Annotated in this window: 16 protein-coding genes, 2 tRNA genes and 2 rRNA genes; 15 read left to right on the top strand and 5 right to left on the bottom strand. The window is 59.3% G+C overall.

Annotation, left to right across the window (positions count from 1 at the left end; all coding sequences use genetic code 11):
• Positions 1 to 63: 63 nt before the first annotated feature.
• The 10 genes from BPHY_RS18955 to BPHY_RS18920 all read left to right on the top strand — a co-directional run bounded on the left by BPHY_RS18955 (position 64) and on the right by BPHY_RS18920 (position 6,367).
• Positions 64 to 140 (top strand) — tRNA-Ile (locus tag BPHY_RS18955).
• 46 nt (positions 141 to 186) lie between these two features.
• A tRNA-Ala gene (locus tag BPHY_RS18950) sits at positions 187 to 262 on the top strand.
• Positions 263 to 609: 347 nt separating this feature from the next.
• Positions 610 to 3,491, top strand: a 23S ribosomal RNA gene (locus BPHY_RS18945).
• 137 nt (positions 3,492 to 3,628) lie between these two features.
• Positions 3,629 to 3,742, top strand: a 5S ribosomal RNA gene (gene rrf, locus BPHY_RS18940).
• A 217-nt stretch (positions 3,743 to 3,959) separates the two neighbouring features.
• Positions 3,960 to 4,412 carry a DUF2817 domain-containing protein gene (locus tag BPHY_RS43210; RefSeq protein WP_052306131.1) on the top strand — a complete coding sequence of 151 codons (453 nt, stop codon included), beginning with the start codon at positions 3,960 to 3,962 and terminating at the stop codon, positions 4,410 to 4,412.
• Positions 4,412 to 4,654, top strand: coding sequence for a hypothetical protein (locus BPHY_RS43205; protein WP_052306130.1), 243 nt, complete (start codon positions 4,412 to 4,414; stop codon positions 4,652 to 4,654). Before BPHY_RS43210 ends, BPHY_RS43205 begins: the two co-directional genes overlap by 1 nt.
• A complete protein-coding gene (locus tag BPHY_RS43200) occupies positions 4,632 to 4,886 on the top strand; it encodes a DUF2817 domain-containing protein (RefSeq protein WP_052306129.1) in 255 nt (84 codons plus the stop codon). The genes BPHY_RS43205 and BPHY_RS43200 overlap by 23 nt, the downstream gene beginning before the upstream one ends.
• Positions 4,887 to 5,086: 200 nt before the next feature.
• Positions 5,087 to 5,290, top strand: coding sequence for a hypothetical protein (locus tag BPHY_RS18930; protein WP_052306128.1), 204 nt, complete (start codon positions 5,087 to 5,089; stop codon positions 5,288 to 5,290).
• A complete protein-coding gene (locus BPHY_RS18925; RefSeq protein WP_157686637.1) occupies positions 5,265 to 5,564 on the top strand; it encodes a hypothetical protein in 300 nt (99 codons plus the stop codon). The genes BPHY_RS18930 and BPHY_RS18925 overlap by 26 nt, the downstream gene beginning before the upstream one ends.
• Before the next feature lie 128 nt (positions 5,565 to 5,692).
• Positions 5,693 to 6,367, top strand: coding sequence for a VOC family protein (locus BPHY_RS18920; protein ID WP_012403053.1), 675 nt, complete (start codon positions 5,693 to 5,695; stop codon positions 6,365 to 6,367).
• A gap of 299 nt (positions 6,368 to 6,666) precedes the next feature.
• Here BPHY_RS18920 and BPHY_RS18915 read toward each other — a convergent pair whose 3' ends face one another.
• Together BPHY_RS18915 and BPHY_RS18910 are read right to left on the bottom strand one after the other, a co-directional pair.
• Positions 6,667 to 6,915, bottom strand: a complete 249-nt coding sequence (locus BPHY_RS18915) for a hypothetical protein (protein WP_012403052.1) — start codon at positions 6,913 to 6,915, stop codon at positions 6,667 to 6,669.
• Positions 6,916 to 7,012: 97 nt separating this feature from the next.
• Positions 7,013 to 8,443, bottom strand: coding sequence for a DHA2 family efflux MFS transporter permease subunit (locus BPHY_RS18910; protein ID WP_012403051.1), 1,431 nt, complete (start codon positions 8,441 to 8,443; stop codon positions 7,013 to 7,015).
• Between the two features lie 135 nt (positions 8,444 to 8,578).
• Between BPHY_RS18910 and BPHY_RS43195 the strand changes: the two genes are divergently transcribed.
• Positions 8,579 to 8,869 carry a cupin domain-containing protein gene (locus tag BPHY_RS43195; protein WP_244257811.1) on the top strand — a complete coding sequence of 97 codons (291 nt, stop codon included), beginning with the start codon at positions 8,579 to 8,581 and terminating at the stop codon, positions 8,867 to 8,869.
• Here the strand turns inward: BPHY_RS43195 and BPHY_RS18905 are convergent.
• The 3 genes from BPHY_RS18905 to BPHY_RS18895 form a co-directional block, all read right to left on the bottom strand.
• Complete coding sequence (locus BPHY_RS18905; RefSeq protein WP_012403050.1) at positions 8,847 to 9,125, bottom strand: hypothetical protein; 279 nt, start codon at positions 9,123 to 9,125, stop codon at positions 8,847 to 8,849. The genes BPHY_RS43195 and BPHY_RS18905 overlap by 23 nt on opposite strands.
• 138 nt (positions 9,126 to 9,263) lie before the next feature.
• A complete protein-coding gene (locus BPHY_RS18900) occupies positions 9,264 to 10,520 on the bottom strand; it encodes a leucine-rich repeat domain-containing protein (RefSeq protein ID WP_244257815.1) in 1,257 nt (418 codons plus the stop codon).
• A gap of 84 nt (positions 10,521 to 10,604) precedes the next feature.
• Positions 10,605 to 11,660 carry an NAD(P)/FAD-dependent oxidoreductase gene (locus tag BPHY_RS18895; RefSeq protein ID WP_012403048.1) on the bottom strand — a complete coding sequence of 352 codons (1,056 nt, stop codon included), beginning with the start codon at positions 11,658 to 11,660 and terminating at the stop codon, positions 10,605 to 10,607.
• Positions 11,661 to 12,273: 613 nt separating this feature from the next.
• Here BPHY_RS18895 and BPHY_RS18885 point away from each other — a divergent pair.
• The 4 genes from BPHY_RS18885 (at position 12,274) to BPHY_RS18870 (ending at position 19,194) form a co-directional block, all read left to right on the top strand.
• A complete protein-coding gene (locus tag BPHY_RS18885; protein ID WP_176061965.1) occupies positions 12,274 to 13,980 on the top strand; it encodes a hypothetical protein in 1,707 nt (568 codons plus the stop codon).
• 273 nt (positions 13,981 to 14,253) lie between these two features.
• Positions 14,254 to 15,663 carry a DNA-binding transcriptional response regulator gene (locus tag BPHY_RS38755; RefSeq protein WP_012403046.1) on the top strand — a complete coding sequence of 470 codons (1,410 nt, stop codon included), beginning with the start codon at positions 14,254 to 14,256 and terminating at the stop codon, positions 15,661 to 15,663.
• 99 nt (positions 15,664 to 15,762) lie between these two features.
• Positions 15,763 to 16,809, top strand: a complete 1,047-nt coding sequence (locus BPHY_RS18875) for a helix-turn-helix domain-containing protein (RefSeq protein ID WP_012403045.1) — start codon at positions 15,763 to 15,765, stop codon at positions 16,807 to 16,809.
• An 834-nt stretch (positions 16,810 to 17,643) separates the two neighbouring features.
• Positions 17,644 to 19,194 carry a hypothetical protein gene (locus tag BPHY_RS18870; RefSeq protein ID WP_012403044.1) on the top strand — a complete coding sequence of 517 codons (1,551 nt, stop codon included), beginning with the start codon at positions 17,644 to 17,646 and terminating at the stop codon, positions 19,192 to 19,194.
• The last annotated feature ends 50 nt before the right edge of the window (positions 19,195 to 19,244 follow it).

Genomic DNA, 19,244 nt, shown 5'->3' with positions numbered 1-19,244 from the left:
AGCTTCGCGTTCACAAGTTGAGCGCTCACACTTGTCGGCTGTTGTTTGAAGACAGGCTTTGAGGGGTCTGTAGCTCAGTCGGTTAGAGCACCGTCTTGATAAGGCGGGGGTCGTTGGTTCGAATCCAACCAGACCCACCACGTTGTCTGCGGTGTGACGAGTGAAACCTCAAGGTGCGGTATCTGCGGGGGATTAGCTCAGCTGGGAGAGCACCTGCTTTGCAAGCAGGGGGTCGTCGGTTCGATCCCGTCATCCTCCACCAGTTTCCAATGCCTAGTGTCCGGTCCGGAAGGGGGCCGCGCGTTATGCATTGGCAATTGAGCCAGTCAGACTGGATGCGCGCAAGCGCATATCGGCTGTCGTTCTTTAACAATCAGGAAGAAGTAGTAAAGAGATTCGCGAAAGCGTGCTTAGAGATGGGCGCGCGAGTAGGCGAATCAGGGTTGTGATTGTATCGAAAGTATTTAAGGGTTGTCGAAAGACAGCCTTGGAATACGGCACAACACGCAGTGTGTGGGCTCCCCGATAAGTGCTGAGGCACTAACGTGGACCGACACGCGAAAACTCAACCTGTAGCGGATGTTATCGAAAGAGACATACCCGTTATAGGGTCAAGCGAACAAGTGCATGTGGTGGATGCCTTGGCGATCACAGGCGATGAAGGACGCGGTAGCCTGCGAAAAGCGGTGGGGAGCTGGCAAACGAGCTTTGATCCACCGATATCCGAATGGGGAAACCCGGCCCGTATGGGTCACCCGCAACTGAATCCATAGGTTGCGTGGAGCGAACGCGGTGAACTGAAACATCTAAGTAACCGCAGGAAAAGAAATCAACCGAGATTCCCAAAGTAGTGGCGAGCGAAATGGGACCAGCCTGTACTCTTTATCTTCGTTGTTAGCCGAACGCTCTGGAAAGTGCGGCCATAGTGGGTGATAGCCCCGTAGGCGAAAACAGCGAGGAAGAACTGGGTGTACGACAAGTAGGGCGGGACACGTGAAATCCTGTCTGAAGATGGGGGGACCATCCTCCAAGGCTAAATACTCGTGATCGACCGATAGTGAACCAGTACCGTGAGGGAAAGGCGAAAAGAACCCCGGGAGGGGAGTGAAACAGATCCTGAAACCGCATGCATACAAACAGTCGGAGCCTCGCAAGGGGTGACGGCGTACCTTTTGTATAATGGGTCAGCGACTTACATTCAGTGGCGAGCTTAACCGATTAGGGCAGGCGTAGCGAAAGCGAGTCCGAACAGGGCGAATCAGTCGCTGGGTGTAGACCCGAAACCAGGTGATCTATCCATGGCCAGGATGAAGGTGCGGTAACACGTACTGGAGGTCCGAACCCACTAACGTTGAAAAGTTAGGGGATGAGCTGTGGATAGGGGTGAAAGGCTAAACAAACCTGGAAATAGCTGGTTCTCTCCGAAAACTATTTAGGTAGTGCCTCGTGTATCACCTTCGGGGGTAGAGCACTGTCATGGTTGAGGGGTCCATTGCGGATTACCTCGCCATAGCAAACTCCGAATACCGAAGAGTGCAATCACGGGAGACAGACATCGGGTGCTAACGTCCGGTGTCAAGAGGGAAACAACCCAGACCGCCAGCTAAGGTCCCCAAATATGGCTAAGTGGGAAACGAAGTGGGAAGGCTAAAACAGTCAGGAGGTTGGCTTAGAAGCAGCCACCCTTTAAAGAAAGCGTAATAGCTCACTGATCGAGTCGTCCTGCGCGGAAGATGTAACGGGGCTAAGCCATATACCGAAGCTGCGGATGCGTGCTTTGCACGCATGGTAGGAGAGCGTTCCGTAAGCCTGCGAAGGTGCACTGGAAAGTGTGCTGGAGGTATCGGAAGTGCGAATGCTGACATGAGTAGCGATAAAGGGGGTGAAAGGCCCCCTCGCCGTAAGCCCAAGGTTTCCTACGCAACGTTCATCGGCGTAGGGTGAGTCGGCCCCTAAGGCGAGGCAGAAATGCGTAGCTGATGGGAAGCAGGTCAATATTCCTGCACCAGTGTGAAATGCGATGGGGGGACGGATCGCGGAAGGTTGTCCGGGTGTTGGAAGTCCCGGTCGCTGCGTTGGAGAAGGTGCTCTGGCAAATCCGGGCACGGGATTCAAGGGCGTGGCGCGAGTCGCTTAGGCGACGAAGCAATCGGAAGGGGTTCCAGGAAAAGCCTCTAAGCTTCAGTTTCACATTGACCGTACCGCAAACCGACACAGGTGGGCGAGATGAGTATTCTAAGGCGCTTGAGAGAACTCGGGAGAAGGAACTCGGCAAATTGGTACCGTAACTTCGGGATAAGGTACGCCCCTGTAGCTTGATGCGCCTGCGCGCAGAGGGTGAAGGGGTTGCAATAAACTGGTGGCTGCGACTGTTTAATAAAAACACAGCACTCTGCAAACACGAAAGTGGACGTATAGGGTGTGACGCCTGCCCGGTGCCGGAAGATTAAATGATGGGGTGCAAGCTCTTGATTGAAGTCCCGGTAAACGGCGGCCGTAACTATAACGGTCCTAAGGTAGCGAAATTCCTTGTCGGGTAAGTTCCGACCTGCACGAATGGCGTAACGATGGCCACACTGTCTCCTCCCGAGACTCAGCGAAGTTGAAGTGTTTGTGATGATGCAATCTCCCCGCGGCTAGACGGAAAGACCCCATGAACCTTTACTGTAGCTTTGCATTGGACTTTGAACCGATCTGTGTAGGATAGGTGGGAGGCTATGAAGCGTGAACGCCAGTTTGCGTGGAGCCGTCCTTGAAATACCACCCTGGTTTGTTTGAGGTTCTAACCTTGGCCCGTGATCCGGGTCGGGGACAGTGCATGGTGGGCAGTTTGACTGGGGCGGTCTCCTCCCAAAGTGTAACGGAGGAGTACGAAGGTACGCTAGGTACGGTCGGAAATCGTGCTGATAGTGCAATGGCATAAGCGTGCTTAACTGCGAGACCGACAAGTCGAGCAGGTGCGAAAGCAGGTCATAGTGATCCGGTGGTTCTGTATGGAAGGGCCATCGCTCAACGGATAAAAGGTACTCTGGGGATAACAGGCTGATACCGCCCAAGAGTTCATATCGACGGCGGTGTTTGGCACCTCGATGTCGGCTCATCTCATCCTGGGGCTGTAGCCGGTCCCAAGGGTATGGCTGTTCGCCATTTAAAGAGGTACGTGAGCTGGGTTTAAAACGTCGTGAGACAGTTTGGTCCCTATCTGCCGTGGGCGCTGGATATTTGAAGGGGGCTGCTCCTAGTACGAGAGGACCGGAGTGGACGAACCTCTGGTGTACCGGTTGTCACGCCAGTGGCATCGCCGGGTAGCTATGTTCGGAAGAGATAACCGCTGAAAGCATCTAAGCGGGAAACTCGCCTTAAGATGAGATATCCCCGGGGCTTCGAGCCCCTTGAAGGGTCGTTCAAGACCAGGACGTTGATAGGTCAGGTGTGGAAGCGCAGTAATGCGTTAAGCTAACTGATACTAATTGCCCGTAAGGCTTGATCCTATAACAGGTCTGTCTCGGTACCACACAGGTTGAGACAACAGCGTTGTGCCCGCAACACGACACAACACAACCCCCCTCTTTACGCTTCTTCCAGATTGGCTGTGGCGCACCGCGATGCGACGCAGCAACCCGTCATGCCTGATGACCATAGCGAGTCGGTCCCACCCCTTCCCATCCCGAACAGGACCGTGAAACGACTCCACGCCGATGATAGTGCGGATTGCCCGTGTGAAAGTAGGTAATCGTCAGGCTCCTTATACATCGCCATGACCCCGCCCTCAAAAGCGGGGTCTTGGCGTTTGTGCGGTCGATGTTGCAGTCGCCAACAGTCTCTGAGCATTCACGCACCACAGTGGCCGTGATGCCGCTGTTCCGATCGTTCATGTCCGAGGTAGGTGGCGGTTCCAAGGGGCATGTGAAGCAAGGCACAGAACGTGCTCGGCACGGTTCGGCGGAACGACGCGTACCTTGCTGCACGATCTGGCTGACGAGTACCACGGCCGGGTTGGGATCGAAGTTCTCGACATCTACGAGCCGGATCAGCTTGCCGCACTGAAGCAGCGCCTGTCGGGACGGAGCCTCGACATTCCGTTCGTCAACGCAGGCACGACCAATCGCGACTCGACACAGACCATCGGCGAAGTGTTGACCGAAGATTTCATGAAAATCGGCTTTCCTGTCCAACCCGATTTCGACACGCTACGTCATCGTTTTCTGCACGCCGCGCAAACGGCCGGCGCGCGAGTGACGAATTTCGCGCATCCGCTGAAAGGGCCGAAGGGCGAGGCACTCACAACGGACGTTGCATGGCTCGGCAACCCGGACGCGCGCACATTGCGCAACGCTTTTTCAAGCCGGCTCAGGTCGCCATCGCGTTCGACCTGCATACGGGCGCGGGGGCATTCGGCCATCCGATACTAATGTCGATTACGCAAGCGGCCTACCCCGGCCTCGCGGACGCGCAGCGTCTTTATGGTCCGTGGCTCTATACGCTGTTCACGCACCCCGATGCCGCGGTGAGCGAGACGGGCGTGGTCTCGCGGTCGACCGGTTATACGTCGCAGACTCCGCAGAATGCGCTGCACGACACGCATCTGCTGCCAAGTCGTTATCGAATGCGGCACGTATCCGGAGGGCCCGATGCACACCGCGCTGCGCAATGATCACTGGCTGCATCTGTACGGCGATCCATTGGATGCGCAAGGCCGCGCGATCAGCCGCGCGCTGTTCGACGCTTTCATGCCGGCCGACGACGACTGGCGCGAGCTGGTGTGGACACGCACTCGGCAGATATGGGCGCGCGCGCTTGCGGCGCTGCCGGATATCGTGCCGATGCGAATCTGCGCGCGCCAGCACGTTCAGGCGGCGCAGCATTGGGGCTATAGCGGCGCCTGAAGGTGTTGGCGCCGAGCAGAAAAGGGGTGCGCTGTGTTGGAATGAGCCCGACATCGCGCCGGTCTTTCATGTATGTGCTGCCTCGGACGCGAGCGCGCAAAGCCCGCGTACACACGGCAATGCGGCAGACGTCATGCCCGTTGGCGTGGATATTGCAGAAGTTGTCGCAGATACCGCAGCGCCGAGACCGGAGATTGCTCATGCACACATCGCCCAACCTGTTCAGATCGTCCGCAACGCGCCATTCGCTTGTCGCCGTCGGGGCGCTCGCTATGATCGTGCTGTGCGCGACAGGCGTCGCCGCATTTGCCGGCCTGCTGCCGGCATCGGATCACGTCGCCGTGACGATGACAGCGACGCCGTTCGTCGATATTCAGATTGGCGCTGCCGATTCGAAAGAGTGAAGCTGTGCGCGCCCCCCGTGTCACTCGAGCGATACGGGTCGGGCGCATCGGCGGCGGCTGCCGCAACTGGACGCTAACTGTCGCACGCTACTCGTTGATCCTGCCAAAGGCCCCCCCAATCCGGCTCGAAGCGTTCAAGCCGGATGCGTACCTTCGCTGCATCGAGCAGAGCTTTGCTGATACTCTCGCGAAGCAACTCTTCCTGGCGGACCTAGTCGTCTTTCTCACGCTTCTGGGGCAGAAGCAGCGAAATTCACAGAAAGTCTTCTCGTGAGAGGATTCGGTCCGATCGCTCGATACACAACTCCTATCAGGAACCGAACGACGCGACCGTCTATTTCTGCCTTTGTTTGCTTGTTTGCATTTGCCATTTTTAGATTCCTTTATTGCAAGGAGCTTTACATGAGCAATCAACAGACGCGCAGTCATGCTGCAACCGCGACCGGCCGGGCAAAAGCGGTCGATATGAAACTCGAGGTCGTGGTCATTCCCGTATCGGACGTCGATCGCGCGCTGCAGTTTTACGCGGGACTCGGCTGGCGGCTCGACGTCGACATCGTGAGAGGCGATGATTTCCGCGTCGTGCATTTCACGCCTATGGGTTCCTCATGCTCGATCCTGTTCGGCAAAGGCGTCACGGCGGAAGAGCCGGGCTCGGTTCAGGGACTTCACCTCATTGTGTCCGACGTCGAAGCAGCGCGTGCGGAGTTGATCGGCCGTGGCGTGGCGGTAAGCGAAGTTTTCCACGACATCGGCGGCGTATTCCATCATGCCGGCGAAGACGGGCGTGTGAGCGGCCCACATCCCGAGCGTAAGAGCTATGGCTCTTTCGCTTCGTTCAATGATCCAGATGGGAACGGCTGGGTGTTCCAGGAAGTGACAGCGCGACTGCCCGGAAGAGTTGACGCGGATGCCACGACTTTCGTGTCGGCCGCCGATCTCGCGGGTGCGCTTCGGCGCGCTGCCGCCGCGCACGGCGAACATGAGAAGCGCACGGGCGAGCACGATGAAAACTGGCCTGACTGGTACGCCGATTACATCATTCGTGAGCAGACGGGCGATTCATTGCCGACCTGAACGCGGCGAGTTTCCACCGACATAGCGCTGGTCGGGCAGCGCACAGACGGCGAGTTGCAACAGATTCGGACACAGTCGGCGCCGTTGCCGGCAGCACGAGAAAACAGAACAGCAGATGGACTCGGTTGTCGACACCGGCCGTTTCTTCACGCCATGTCGAGTGCCAACGGGTCATGCATCGTTCGGCTTTCGATGCATGGTGGATCGGCGGCAAGCCTGCACGAACGGCATCCGGCGTGCAGTCGAGCGCGGACATCGGCGATTCTCCACTCGCGATGACGGCGCTCCCGAAAGAAAGGTCAGCCCGCCGCTCCGATGCCGAAATCGTCTACATCGTCTTCGGCATCGGGATCGCCGCCCAGCGAGCGGATGCAGTCGTCGATGAAATCCATCGTGACCGCTTCGTATTGGAGCGTGCCGGGCGTGCAATCTTCCGGATTCAGCTTGCCGCGCGCCGTGCGAATCGCGCGCACGCAGCCTTCGATTGCCTGTGCGACATTCCACATCGGATCTTCGGGAAAGCGCTTGTCGAGTTCATTTTCTTTCATGCATCGGATATCGGCGCGGATGATGGAAGCTTGAGCATCCGCTTCCGCTTTATGCGCGATGTGGAGTGAAGCCGAATGGTGCCTCGAATGCATGCGTTTAGTTCGATACCGCCCTCAGCCTGTTTCCGGCGTCGTGGGCGAGCTTCACGTAGCCATATATCGACATGATCGTCAGCACGCCCGCGCACAGGAACGCAAGGCGGAAGTCGCCGAGCGTGAATATCGGTGTGTGACTACGGCTGTCGCCCATGTCATTTCCATTGACGACGGACGCTGCACGCAACGCCACTGCGCCGAATGCAATGCCCAGACCGATGCTCATCTGCGCGGCCGCATTCCACAGCGTGTTGGCCGCGCTCGTCTGTTGTGACGGGACATCCGCGTAGGCAAGCGTGGCCAGGGTGGAAAACTGCAGTGAACGCCCGAGCCCGTAGATAAACACGACCACCAGAACCCACGCGAGCGGCGAATCGGGCGTAAGCACGCCGCATAGGATCGTGAAGACCCCGCACGTGGCGCTCGCCGCTATCGCGACGCGCCGGAAGCCGTAGCGCTGCAAGATCCGCGTCGTGAGCGCCTTCATGCCGAGGTTGCCGGTTGCGCTGACGAGCAGCAGCAGCCCAGACTTGAACGCCGACAAGCCGAAGCCGATCTGGAACAGCAGTGGCATCAGATACGGCACTGCGCCGATGCCGATGCGCGTGATCGTGCCTGTGACGACGGTGACGGAGAACGTCGGGATCTTCAGCGTGCTCACGTCGATCAGCGGATGCCGGTGTCGGCGCGCCTGACAAAACGCGACGCAGCCAAAGGCCAGGCCAATGGCGAGGACGCCGAGCGCGACGAACGGATTCGTATCCGGCTGACTCGCCATATCGGCGCCATAGAGAATTGCCGTCAAGGTCAGTGCGCTGAGTACGAGGCCCAGCGCATCGAACGGACGCCGTTCGGCGCTGCGCAGGTTCGGCACCCATTTGAGCACGGCGACCAGCACGGCGAGACAGACGGGCAGGTTGAGCAGGAAGATCCAGCGCCACGATGCATAAGTCGTAATGAACCCGCCCACGGGCGGCCCGATCACGGGCGCAACGATGCCTGGCCATGTGATCGTCGAAATGGCCTGCATCAACTGCTTTTTGTCGATGCTACGCACGACGGTGAGTCGTCCCACGGGAACCATCAGCGCGCCGCCGATGCCTTGCAGCACGCGTGCAGCGGTAAATTCGGCCACGTTCTGCGAAATGCCGCATAACAGCGAAGCGAGCGTGAACGTGACGATCGCGGAGAAGAATACGCTTCGGGAGCCGAAGCGGTCCGCCACCCAGCCGCTGGCGGGGATGAAGATTGCGAGCGCGATCATGTAGGCGCTCATGCCGAGGCTGAGTGCGTTGGGACTCGTGCGGAACGACTGAGCCATCTGCGGAAGCGCGGTTGCGATGATCGTCGTGTCGAGATACTCCATGAAGAAGGTCGCGGCGACGACATAAGGCAGCGGTCCGAGCGAAGCGGAGCGGGATGAATCATTCATGAAGTAAGGGATGAGTGCGGGATCCGTGCGTATGCAGCGGTATGCATCGTACGACGAGTTGCACTCATCTGGCGGAAAAGGGCGACGCGCCGCAGGGCTAAGCGCGAATGACGATTGGCGATGGCGCGAGCCAGAATGATCGCGTTGCCGGCGTCGGTAGCCGAGATTGGCAACGGCCATCGGATGACCAACCGGTCGGACGCGACCGCCGTCTATGTGGAAGTCCGTTCGCGTTCAACTGCGGATGTCATCACGTGCGCCGACATCGACATGATGAGCCCGAGCAGCGGCAGCCGGTTCTTGCACAAGGACGGCAAGCCGTATTCCGGCACCCGACGACGCATCATGTGTCGATCGAAGGTGACGCGCGCTACGCGTCACCGCTTTGGCCACGCGCTATGGCTTATTGCGCCGCGGTCAGTTTGAGGCTTGGGCGCAGCGTGTCGACGGCCGCTTCTTGCGGCGGGCTCCTGCGACGATCCGATACCTGCTCGATGCCGCCTTTTGCAACCTGTTCGCAAAACGCGATGCGGGATCGGTAATAATCGGCCTGCAACTGCGCATCCAGAACCCGCTGTTCGGCCTGGAAGAGACCCATTCGAAGTTCGCTCAAGGCCCGTTCGGCCTGTTTTTCGGGGGTGGGGGCGTGATGGGAGATGAGGTTTGCAAGCCAGTTAAGCATGAGCGTACCCTCCGGTACTCAGACACCTGGTCGAATTTCTTTGCCGGTGCATTGCATCGCTTACCGGCAGATACAGACTATCAAAATCCGGCCGGCTGCTGTGTGACCTTGCGCACGTGTTGCAAAAATGTCGAATGTTTACCAGACGATCCGTGTTTTCGGCAGCGCCGCCTTGAGATCGTCGACGTTCCTGGCCTTCGTGCCATAGAGGACGAGTTCGCGCAAACCCGATAAACCCTTGAGTACATCGACGTCGTCAATCGGCGTATTCGCGAGATAAAGCTCTTGCAGATTCGTCAAGCCCCGCAGCGCATCGACATTTCGCACTCTCGTGCGGAAAAGATTCAGCATGCGAAGGTTTTTCAGGTCTCTTAGCGCATCGATATTGTCGACGCGTGTGTCGGCGAGATTCAGTCTTTGCAGGCCCGTGAGTCCCTTTAACGCGTCGATGTTCGCGATTTGCGTGCGCGCGAGCACGAGCGTGTCCATTTGCTGCAGTCCGCGCACGCCATCGATATCGTCCACGCGCGAGCCGTCCAGCACGAGTGTCTTGAGCGAGGGCATGTTCTTTATTGCATCGATGTCGCGCAGCGGTGTATTCGCAAGATAGAGCGCCTGCATGTCGCGCAGTTTCTTCAACGGCTTGATGCTGTCGACCTGAGTCTCGTTAAGGTCGAGTGTTTTCAGCGAAGTGAGCTGGCCGAGCGCGTCGATGTCGCGCACGTTTCGCGCGCCGCCGAGCTTAAGCGTGTCCAGGCGAGGCAGATCTTCGAGCGGATCGAGATCGCGAACCTGTGTGTCACGCAGGTCGAGTTGCCGCAGGTCAGTGAGACTCTTCAGCGCGTCGAGGTTCGAAACACGCGTGTCCCACAGCGTAAGCGATTGCAGACCGGTCAATCCTTTGAGCGCGGCGATGTTCTCGACCTCCGTGCGATGAAGAACCAGCCGCTTCAGCGAATGCATGTCCTTGAGTGCGTCGATGTTCCAGATGGGCGTTCCCGTCAGATCGAGCGACTCCAGCGTGTCCAGTTCCTTCAGTGCATCGAGATTGTCGATTTGCGTGTTGGCGAGATTCAATTCGATGTTGCGGTCGGAATCCTTCAGATGCGGCACGGCGGCAGCGACTTGCGACGCCGTCAAGGTCGGCTGCGCTCGCAGTGCGAGGCAGGTCGATTCGGTTTTTGCTGTTGAAGTGCCGCTGTCGCTGCAGGTGCCTTTAATGAATCCAAGCTCACTCAGCGCGCGCTCATCCGGACTCTTTCGCGTTGGGTTGAAGGCAACGAACAGAACGATGAGCAGCAGTACGACTGCGCCGCCCATTGCCCATGGCGTCATGCGACGCCACATGGATGCCGGCGGATCTTCGGCGGCTGCGTTCGTGCTTGACGGCGGCATTTCGGACACGTCGGGCTCCGTGGATTCTGGCTCCCTCCTTTATACACGAAGAGCGATGCACGGAACTCGACGGAAGTCCAGATGCTAGGTGTGAGACGCGGCGACGCGCTCTGCGAGTTTGGCGTCGTAACTCGAGTGGATATGCACGCGTTTCTTGTCCGGATACGCGTAGCTGTACGCCTTCCGAAGCGCGAGCGACGCTTCGTGAAAGCCAGACAGAATCAGCTTCTGCTTGTTCGGGTAGCCCGCGATATCGCCTGCTGCGAAGATGCCGGGACGCGAACTCTCGTAGTTCGAGGTGTCGACAGTGATGCGGCCGCCCCGCACTTCGACGCCCCATTGTTGGATCGGACCCAGGTCCGCGACGAGACCGAACAGAACGAGCAGATGATCCGTGGCCAGCTGCACGGATCCCTCGGCCTGACGAAGCTCGATCGATTCGAGCTGTCCACCCGGTGCGTTCAGGCTCGCAATCGTGCCGACCGCAAAATTCATTTCGCCCGCCTCGACGGCACGGCGCATGTTGGCGACGCTCGAGTCCGTCGCGCTGAAGCCATTGCGCCGGTGCACGAGCGTGACGTGCTGCGCGACGGTGCGAAGCGCCAAGGCCCAATCGAGCGCGGAGTCGCCTCCCCCTGCCACCACCATTTTCTTCCCGGCGAAATCGGCGAGATTGCTTACGCTGTAGTGAACATAATGACCTTCGAGCGGCGCTGCGTCGTCGAGCTGCAAGCGTTGCGGCACGAACGACCCATTGCCGGCCGCAATCAGGATGGCGGCGGATTCAACCGTGAGTCCCTTGTCGGTACGCGCGAGCCAGCGCCCGTTATCCAGCTGCTCGACCGTGTCGACGCGATGCCCGAGATGCAGCGGCGGAGCGAAAGGCCGGCATTGCTCGAGCAGGCGGTCGACCAGTTCTCGGGCGGTGCAGGAGGGGATCGCGGGGATGTCGTAGATCGGCTTGTCCGGATACAGCTCGATACACTGGCCGCCTGCGCGCTCGACGTTGTCGACGATCACGCTGGAAAGCCCGATCACGCCTGCCTCGAAAGCGGCGAACAGGCCCACTGGGCCCGCGCCGATGATCAGCACGTCGGTGTTGGCCGGTGAGTCGGTCGCAATGTTTGCCGAACTTGTCATGGATGATCCTCGTGCGCGTCTTCAGGTGTCGTGCTGCCGATGCATGGTTTCACGATACAGACAGGCGTTGGCGTGATCAACGAAGGCACCATGAGGGGCAGGGGTAAGTGCGATTGCTTGCATGCGACAAAAACGCATATTCGCCCGCGAGGCCGACCCCCTCTATACCGGTAATCGTGGAAACGAAAAAAATGCCGCTTTCTGAATTCCCAAGGGCCAAAACGCGCGAATAAAAACACACTGGTCCGATTAAAAGGGAAGCAACAGGTGAATCACTCCGGGATGTGCGCGCGGACCGAAGTGAATCATGCCCAAGCACGCATAAATGGCGCAAGAATTCTGTTATTTCGCGCAAACCCTGCGCGCCTGGTTCCATCGTGCCGACATCCAGACACTAACTGAGCGACGGGATCGAGGGCGGGAATAATTACCGCGATTCTCTTCACGGGAAGCCCATCGGACACTTGCCGATCGATCAGTTAGCGGCATACAGCATCGATTGATAAGGATCACGAATCAAATGCGGGACGCGATGCGTTTCGCTGTCGCGCTCGCGGCCCATCCCTATCGCTTTGTTCATCGGGTGCATTCCCGCGCAGTGGATTCATTTTTCATGGTTAAACGTCGTGAGTTTCTTGGTATGGTCACCGCAGTCGGCGGCAGCTATGTGCTGACCGCATGCGGAGGCGGCGGTGGCGGATCGCGCACCGGCCAGGGCAATACGAGCAGCGCCAGCGCGACGGGCACGAGCGCGGCGTCCGGCACCACCGCCGCAACCACGAACACGTCGACGACGCAAAACGGGAGGACCTCGTCGGCCGTCAACGGGACGTCGCCCACGTCGAACGGCACAACCTCGGGTTCGTCGACCGATCCGAACGCAGGCTCGAACAGCGGCACCGTCGGATCCCCGAACGGCACGGAAGTGCCGCCCGCGGCATCCATCACCGACAATCAGGGCGCGCTGTGGACACTCGCGCAGGGCTCGGTGTATCGCAACGGCGTGGCTGCGGGCAACACGTACAACGTGACGCTGCTGCTGTGGTATGGCAACGGCATCTATCACCAGGGTACGGGCGGGCAGTTCTACGGATGGAATGGCACGACCTGGCTCGCGTGCAACGATCCGCGTCTGGGCGGCACTTCCGCTGACGGCACGACTGTCCCGTCGGCGTCGTACATCATCGACAAGATGGGCGCGTTGTGGACTGTCTCCACCAACGGCATGGTTCTTCGCAACAACGCGTATGCCGGCGCGACGTCGAATGTGTCGCTGCTGTTGTGGTACGGCGGAAAGCTCTGGTATCGCTCGACCAGCGGCCAGTTTTACGTATGCACCGATCTCGACCAATGGCTGCCGTGCAGCGATCCGCGTATCGCCGTGGCAGCGACGCGCGGCTCGTTTCATGGTATCAACGGACACTACGATTACCGCTACACGGCCGCTCAGATCGTCCAGATCATGCAGAATATGGGCTGCTCGACGTATCGCGTCGGCTGCACCGACGACCCTGTGCAACTCGGCGCCGTCACGCGACTCGCGCAGGCATTCCAGGCGGCGGGACTGACGCTCTTCGTGCTCGTCAACCTCGGGGTGCGCGACGCGAACGGCGCGCTGTTCGCCAACGAGTCGGCTGCCTACACCCGGGGCCGGGCATGTGGCGCGAACGTGGCTGCCGCGCTCTCCCAGTACGGGGTCGTGATGTACGAATGCGGCAACGAACTGACACGCGACAGCGCGATCATTCTCGACTCGACCAACGCGGGTACGAAGGTCGCCGACTTCAGTAACGCGAACTGGCCTGTCATGCGCGGCGTGATGCGCGGCATGATCGACGGCGTGAAGTCTGCACAAGCCAATGCGAAGTGCGGCATCAACTTCTGCGTCGCAGATATCGGAGCTGCCGACGCATTGTGGGACGGCAAGCAGCCGGACGGCACGAGCGGCCACCCAGCGGTGCGATGGGATCTGACGACGTGGCACAACTACGAGGTCTATGGCGACATCTTCGATATCGGTACGGACGGCGCAGGTCCAGGGTTCGATCTGCCCACCTATTGCAAGGCGCGTTACGGCGCGCCGTTCCTGCTTACCGAATGGAACACGGGGCCAGAGAAAAGCCAGTCGTATCGCGCGAATTACATCAGCGCGCGCTACGCCACTTACTATCAGGCGAGGACGACGAAAAACATTCAGTCAGTGATGTACTACGAGCTCGATAGCGGCGACGCCACTTATGGCGTGATGATCGACGGCGTGACCTTGAACCTTCCATACAACGCGTTAGTGAGCTTCGTGGCGAGCCACCCCGATAGCTGAGCAAGAATTCCAAGCGAGTGCAATGCATTCGCAGAGAATGAAAATATTGCCGGACCAGCAAATTCCGCGCCGCCAATTTGCAAGCGCTACACGACAATTTTTCAAAAATACCCAAAGCGATTTCCCGCACCCTCCGACTCCCAGTCATTGATCCATGTGGCATGGATGCTGCTCTTCCGATGCGCCACGCATTGAAAGCCTGTTGCTTAAGCCTTGTCTTGAGCGATGGGTCGAGTACGAGCGCTCCAACCACCTGTCAGCCCGGAGGCGACGATGTTCGACGCAGCGCTCTTGCGCAAAAGCTTCGCACCCACAGTCAGACAGACGACATCTTCTTCGTCCGGCATGTCGCATCGCAGCGTTGGAGTCGTGCCGTGCTCGCTCGTCTATATCGAAGCGGATAGTGCGGGAAGCCCCAACTGCACGAGCGTGGATCCATACTGCTACGTCGAACAGGCCATCACGCTGAACCGGAGTCTCAAGGCGGTGGGCCTGCCCGCACTGACCGTCGCAACGAATGTTGCCGGACAGGTCATGCACTACCTGGAAAAGGTCGATGCAGACGCGCGTCCGCATGTCGTACAGCTGTCGCCATCGGCACTGACACTGCCGAAGATCACGCGCTTCTACAGCGCGCATTTCAAGCTCGACATGATGGAGCAGTTAGGCGCGACGCTGCATGAAGGCGAGTTGCTCATGGTGCTCGATACCGACATGCTCGCGCTTCGCCCCGTCGATGAGGAACTGCTGCTGCGCTGTCAGACGATAGGCGTCGGTGCGTTCGACATTTCCGACCAGGAGTTCTCGGCCTATGGCGATGCGCGTGTCATCGGGGATCTCGAAACTGTTGCGGGCGCGCGTTTGCAGAACCCGAGGTGGTTTGGCGGAGAGATCCTGCTGGCGTCGGCGGGGTTTATTGCCGCGCTGGTGCCTCGCGCTCACGCCTGCTTCGAGCGCTACACGCATGCGATTCACGAACTGAATCACAACGGCGACGAGGCCTTCATTTCCGCTGCGCTGAATCTGCTTGCCGACGAAGGGGTGCCGATCATCGATCTCGGTGCGCATCGCGTCGTTGGAAGACACTGGTCGGGGAATACGCACCGCGATCTTCGCTGGTTCAAAGGATGTTCGCTGCTGCATCTGCCCGGCTGCAAGCGCTTGCTCGAGCGTCAGGCGCGTCGCCAGGGGTTCAGCGCAGCTCACGTGTGGCGCAGCGTTGTCGTGAGGCACGAGATCAATCGGACCGTATGGCCGCTCAGGCGTTGGGTGCGCGCACAGGTCCGTCATCGCATGCGTCGCGGCGCAGCGCAGCCGGCTGCACGCGTCGATGTGCTGGTTCTCGATCCCGATGCGGGTCGTTTGTCGCAACTGGTTTCGCGCCTGACCTCGCACGGTGTGTACGTCATGTCGGCGCTCTCGACGGAAGAAGCCCGCAACGAAGCGCGGCGGCTCAACCCGCGCGTGATCGTGAGTTCAAGCCCGCTTGGCGCCGTCGATGCGCGCGATCTGCTCGACACCGTGGACGCGCGGCATCGGCCCGTGATGATCGCGTTGTCGACCGACGATGCGCGTCTGGACTGGGCGCACTGGGATACATGGTTCCCAGGATCCGCCGATCCGTCGGATGTGGTGCAAGCCGTCAAGCAGGCGCTTGGGTCGCGGCAGCCGCACGCCAGCTAGAGAGATCTTCTGGTGCACCCTTAAGCAAACGAATCAAACGATCGTCTTACTAGTCACTGCATGCGCAGGCATGCCATTACAAAACACGCGGGAGCGACCATGTTCGTCGAAAATAACTTGCAATGGATACCACACAAGCATTTCAGCGCGACGTCAACGACACAACGAATCGCGTTCATTCTCACCGACGCGTGTGATCTGCTAGGGATCGGCGCGATCGCGGAGGCACTCGAATGCGCGTGCTCGCTCGAGTCGAGCGCGGCGGCGCGAAAGTACGAGATGCAGTTCCTGTCGGAACGCGGCGGACACATCCAATGCGATCGATCGATGTTCGTCTCGACAGAGGAGTTGCCGGATAGCAGCGAGACGCGGTTCGCGCGCGTGTTCATCGCGGGCGGGGCACAGGCGAGAGAGGCTTGCGACGCCCCGCGCGTCGCAGCATGGTTGCAGCGGGTGCGCGCACAAGGCGCACCCGTCAGGTTCCTTGCAGCAGGTGTCGAAACGTCGGACCTGGGCGCTGCAATGGGTTCGGATGGCATAGGGGGCGTGGCGAGCGGCTACGAACTCGCGCGCCGGAGACGGGCGCAGTTGGGCAGCGCCGTCAAGGCGGCGTTCGAAGTGATCCGGGCGGATTTCGGCGAGTCGATTGCGCACGAGGCATTGCGGCGTATTGCATTCGTCGATTCGACCGAATGGCTTTCGCCCTCCGTCGATGCGACGAATACCGCGGCAGACCGAATCCGCGCTGCCGCACGCTGGCTTCAGGACAACTGTCATCGCTCGGTCAGTATTGCTGATGCCGCCGAAGCGTGTGCGATGAGTCAGCGCACGTTGCTTCGCAACTTCCAGGCGCATATGGGCGCGTCCCCTTCCGAGTACCTGCAGCGCGTCCGCCTCGAGCGCGCGTGCCAGTTACTGGCGGAGACGTCACTGCCTGCGGACAAGGTGGCGCGGCGCGTGGGACTGACGAACGGCGATCGGTTGGGAAAGCTGTTTCGACGTTGCGTCGGTAAGTCTCCGACCGAATACCGTGTATGGGCGCGCGGCACGCCAGATACGCCTCACGCATGCGGCGAGTCCAGCGGGAAGGCACAGCCGGACCATGCACCCAGTGCATGTAAAGAAGAAAAAGTTGCCTTAGCGTAAGTCTTTTTCCGGCAAATAGAGAATCATTGCGAGTCCACTGCCCGCGGCGCGCTCATTCGTAGTCGCCGCATTTGCCGACGGCGCCCCGCTCTCAAGCCGCATTCGGTAATACTTCCAGGGTCGATACCGAAATAATATTCTCAACGTGACAAAAATTGCGTCACTCGATACGCATTGGATTGTCGGTAAATATGTCGCGCACGGTAAAAGCTGCATCCCCGCATCCCCTTCGCTGCATCCGAATACGGCAATACCCGCACTGGCCGAAACGATATGCATGAAAAAAATACCTCGTAGGGTCGCATGGTCCGTTCCGCGCGCGTAAAAATAGCTCATCGAAAACAGCAAGGGCGAATTTCCTTTCCTGAAAGTTATAGTCGGAAGAATCCTGCTAATTGTCCGACACGCTTAATTTTCTGTGTAATTTACTGAATATCTTGGGTACTATTTACCCCGATCGAACGGACGTAGCGAACATTTTGCCGGGTGCCTTTTTCGGTAGAAGGTGAAACGTTTGCGCGATCCACGAGGATGGTTGGCAGCAGTGGCAACAGGTTGGGAATTGTCCGGATCGCCTGGCTTTCACATGCAGATTTCGCCCGGATGATTTACGCGAAGCCACGGGGACACTAGACGTTAGCGTCGCCGCTTGAAGTTGCAGTAGCGAGCGGTTCATTCACTTTTTCCCTGTCTACAAGCCGAGTCGTCAAGCGTCATTACCAGTAAGGATTACTGAGTAATGCGGGCGTGCTCGCGCCGGCCTTTCGCCTCGAATTCCAGTGGTCATTTTTTTGGACTTTTTTCGAGAACTTCTCGACAGGGATACGTTTCGCCATGAACAAACGACGTCAATTTCTCGGTGCCCTCACGGCTCTCGGTGGTAGCTACATCCTCACCGCATGCGGCGGCGGCGGCACAGATATCAGCGCGGGTGCGGGCGATGCCGTTGCGAAGGCAACGGCCCGCGCATCGACCTCCGCCAGCGGCACGACGATTCCGTCCGCTACGTCGATCATCGACAATGCAGGCAACACGTGGACCCTGTCGGGCGGATCGGTCTACAAGAATGGCGCGAAAGCAGGCAACACCTACAACGTATCGCTCGTGCTGTTCATGGGCGGCGTGATCTATCACCAGGGGTCGGGAGGTCAGTTCTATGCGTGGAACGGCTCGGCCTGGAACGCCTGTAACGACCCGCGTCTTGGGGGAACCTCGCCCGACGGGACGACGATTCCGTCCGCCTCGTACATCATCGACAAGACGGGCGCGATGTGGACTGTGGTCGGCGGTGTCATTTACCGCAACAACAAGACGGTGGGCAATACGTACAACGTGTCGATGCTGCTTTGGTACGGCGGCAAGATCTGGCACAAGGGCACGGGCGGCCAGTTCTATGTGAACACCGACGTGGGCGGCTGGCTGCCATGCAGCGACCCGCGTATTGCCACGGCGGCTACGGCGGGGATGTTCTACGGCATCAATGGCCACTTCGACTACACGTACACGCCGGCGCAACTCGTGTCGATCCTCAACGGCATGGGTTGCAAGAGCTATCGCGTGGGCTGCACGGACGATCCGAAGCAGATCGCCGCAGTGACCAAGCTGGCGCAGGCATTCCAGCCGGCAGGCATTACCCTGCTCGTGCTGATCAACCAGGGCGTGTACGACTCTAACGGTGTTGTCTTCAGCAGCGAATCTGCTGCATACAACCGCGGCCAGCAGGTCGCCATGACGGTCGCCAACGCCCTCAAGCCGTACGGCGTGACGATCTACGAGTGCGGCAACGAATTGACGCGTCAGAACGCAACGGTGCTCGACTTCACCAACGCGGGAACCAAGGCCGTCGACTTCAACAACGCGAACTGGCCCGCGATGCGCGGCGCGATGCGCGGCATGATCGACGGCGTCAAGGCGGTTCAACCGTCGGCGAAGTGCGGCATCAACTTCTGCGTCGCCGATATCGGCGCTGCGGATGCTCTGTGGGACGGCATGCAGCCAGACGGTTCGGGCGGTCATCCGAAGGTGCGTTGGGACATCACGACGTGGCACAACTACGAGGTGTACGGCGATATCTTCAACATCGGTATCGACGGTGCGGGCCCGGGCTTCGATCTGCCGACGTACTGCAAGGCCCGCTATGGCGTTCCGTTCATCATCACCGAATGGAACACGGGGCCGGAGAAGACCCAGACGTATCGTGCAAGCTACATCACGAGCACGCTCGGCAAGTACTATCAGGCGCGCAAATCGCACAATATCCAGGCAGTGATGTATTACGTGCTCGACAGCGGCAACAACACGTACGGCGTGATGACCAATGGCACTGCGCTCAATCCGCCGTATAGCGCGTTCACCAGCTTCGTTTCCGGTAACGCCGACATCTAAACGCCGGCCGGTTCACAGCGGCTGCATTCCAAAGCGCAGGCCCGCCCGCA

Origin of the sequence: Paraburkholderia phymatum STM815, assembly GCF_000020045.1 — a bacterium.
Taxonomy (GTDB): domain Bacteria; phylum Pseudomonadota; class Gammaproteobacteria; order Burkholderiales; family Burkholderiaceae; genus Paraburkholderia; species Paraburkholderia phymatum.
Note: the sequence above shows the minus strand (reverse complement) of the source record. Positions and strands in the feature narration are given on the sequence as shown.